This is a genomic window from Deinococcota bacterium (genome assembly GCA_030858465.1).
Lineage (GTDB): Bacteria > Deinococcota > Deinococci > Deinococcales > Trueperaceae > JALZLY01.
In genome coordinates, this window is sequence record JALZLY010000324.1 from 1 (window position 1) to 2,712 (window position 2,712).

Consider the following 2,712-nt stretch of genomic DNA (forward strand, 5'->3'; position numbering starts at 1 on the left):
GAGGGCGAAGACGATCAGCGACACCACCGCGGCGGTCCAGAAGAGAACCCACCACAAGTGAGCCATCTCGGCGGCGGCGGGACCCTGGGGAGCGAGCGCGATGGGCATCTCGCAGCCCGTGAGGAGCAAGCCCAAGAGCGCGAAACCGCCGCGACCGTGCTTGAAACCGCCTCTCTGGCTACCGCCTTGCCCCTTGCTCCTCAAGAAGACCACCTGGACATTGTTCAAGCCTCGCAAGATTCTCTCGAGCCCCGGCTCGGACAAAGGCGCGAACATCGAGACCTTGTCTTCACTCAACCAGAGATGACCTCATAGTATTGGATGCGCCCGCTGGGCGCAAGAGCGTGCGCAGGGCAGGTATCCGCGGTCACGACGTTCCCTCCTGGATCTCGTGCAGACTTCGCTATCAGCAGGGGCTTGAGACCTTATAGAGCACAAGGCCGAGACTCCGCTATGGTGGTAGGGTATGGTAGTAGCAGCGCGGGTGACGGCAGCTCACTGTCCTTTGAGCCGTGACACCCGCCGCTCAGGCTCTGACGATGGTCTTGCTCGCCGCTCTCTCCGCCCTTGGCCTCGCACTGGTGCATTGTTTCTCGAGTGCGCTCCATAAGCTGCAGCCTTTGCCTCGCCGGGACTGGTTTTCGGCGGCGGGTGGCGTCGCGGTGGCCTACGTCTTTCTTCACCTGCTGCCCGAGCTCGAGCACCACCAGCGGGCCCTCGAAGGGTCCGACTGGCCCCTCTTGGAGGCTCTCACGCACCACGCCTACCTGCTCGCGCTCGCCGGCTTGGCGCTCTTCTACGGCCTCGAGCGGGCGATCAAGCGCTCGAAGCGCGCGAGCGAGGACGGAGGCGATGCGAAGAGCAGTGGCAGCGAATACGGTAGCAGTGAAGACAGTAGCAGTGAAGACAGTAGCAGCGAGCGCCGCGACTTCTGGCTCCACATCGGCGCCTTTGCGCTCTACAACGCGCTCATCGGCTACCTGCTGCTCGAGGCGGAGGATCCTCGCGAGCTGCTTCTCTTCGCCGTGGCAATGGCCCTTCACTTCGTGGTCAACGACGACGCCCTGCGCAACCATCACGAAGCGCAGTACGACCGGCTGGGCCGCTGGGTGATGGCCGCCGGCGTTCTGGCGGGCTGGGGATTCGGCGCCGTAGTCGACCTCGGCGAGGCCGGTCTGGCGGCGATCTTCGCCTTCCTGGCGGGCGGCATCGTGCTCAACGTCTTGAAGGAGGAGCTGCCCGAGGAGCGGGAGAGCCGCTTTCTCTCCTTTGTGGGCGGGGCGGCACTCTACGCCCTCCTGCTCCTGGTCGTCTGAGGAGAGCCCTGACCGCTAGCCACGACCCTCCCGCCAACTCTCCACCTCGAAGGGCGCGCCGTCCGAGCGGACGAGCTGCACCTGCTGGCGCGGGTAGACTGGCAAGATCTTACCGGCGTGCTCGGGCATGTTGAGCTGCTGAAGCACCCGCCCCGACAGCTCGCTCTTCCAGTGCCGCCTCTCCCTGGCGCCCACCAGATAGCGGACGGTGAGATTGGTGCCCCAGTCGGTCATCGAGACGTAGACCTGCGGCACGGCCGAGACCGAGCCCTCGAGCCCTACTCGCGCCAGAATCGCCGCGTAGGAGCGGGTCGGCTCTTCCATGTAGCCGCCGAGCAACTCGCCGGCGAGCCGCTGCAAGAGCGCGACCGCGTAGGCCACGTCGGACTCGTTGGCGACGGCCACGACGAGCTCGTCCCAGACGTAGGGAAAGTCCCTGGTGTAGTTGATGACCGTGCCGGTCAGCACCTCGCTGTTGGGAAAGGTGATCAGGCGCCCGGTGGCCTGCTCGGCCTGGACCATCGCCGGCGGTCGGTCGGGACCGCCGTACTCCCAGACGGTGGTGGTGAGAAAGTCGATCTTGTAGACATCGCCGTAGGCCTCGCCTACCGCGATGCGGTCGCCCACCCGGTAGTAGCCCTGAAAGGAGTTGAGGAGCCAGCCGGTAAAGCTCTCGATGGGCGCTTGCAGAGCCCAGGAGAGGGCCAGGCCGACCAGGCCGAGCGATCCCACCAGGGCGCGGATGTCACCCACCAGGATGCTCAAGGCAATGCCCAGGGCGAGCAGCCAGATGGCGACCCCCGAGAGCGCGGTGATGGCGTCGGCGCGCTCCCACTGGCCGAGCGCCCAGCGCAGGAACGGGCCCAGGAGGCGCGCCGAGAACCAGGCCACAAAGAGGATGCCGACAGCGATCGCGTACCTGGGCAGATTGCCCAAAAAGCCGACCCAGATGTCGCGGAGCGCGCCGGTGGCCTCCTCCGTGGCGACGCGGGCGACGTCCTCCACGCGCTCCGCCTGCCGATCTGGAACCCCTGGCGTCACGGCGGGGGGCTGCTCGGCCTGGGCGCTCGCCACACCTCGTGCGACCACAGCGTCCTGCCCCAAGCCCACCTCGGCTGGCGAAAAGAGAAGCAGCAAGAGCCCGGTCAGCGCCACCGCGACGACGCTCGCCTGCCGGAACTGCGCCAAACGGCCCCGCGCGCCCTGCGCCAGCGAAGCTTGCGGCCGCCCGGCTCGCCGAGCCTGCCTCCCTCTCGCCGAGGGCTGACGGCGGGCGCGGGTGCGGCGGCTCGAGCGCGGCCGCGGCGATGTGTCGTTGGCCCGCCTCAAGGCTCGACACCAGGAGGGGCGACGGTGACGCCGGGAGCCAAGACCGCGATCATGGTAGGGTCCACCC

At 67.4% G+C, this 2,712-nt stretch carries 3 protein-coding genes; 1 reads left to right on the forward strand and 2 read right to left on the reverse strand.

Annotation, left to right across the window (positions count from 1 at the left end; genetic code table 11):
- On the reverse strand, positions 1-297 hold a 297-nt coding region (locus M3498_15965), incomplete at its 3' end, for a hypothetical protein (GenBank protein ID MDQ3460775.1).
- A gap of 242 nt (positions 298-539) precedes the next feature.
- Here M3498_15965 and M3498_15970 point away from each other — a divergent pair.
- Positions 540-1,316, forward strand: coding sequence for a hypothetical protein (locus M3498_15970; GenBank protein ID MDQ3460776.1), 777 nt, complete (start codon positions 540-542; stop codon positions 1,314-1,316).
- Positions 1,317-1,331: 15 nt separating this feature from the next.
- Here M3498_15970 and M3498_15975 read toward each other — a convergent pair whose 3' ends face one another.
- On the reverse strand, positions 1,332-2,645 hold the full coding sequence (locus tag M3498_15975) for a mechanosensitive ion channel family protein (protein ID MDQ3460777.1): 1,314 nt from the start codon (positions 2,643-2,645) through the stop codon (positions 1,332-1,334).
- Between the last annotated feature and the right edge of the window lie 67 nt (positions 2,646-2,712).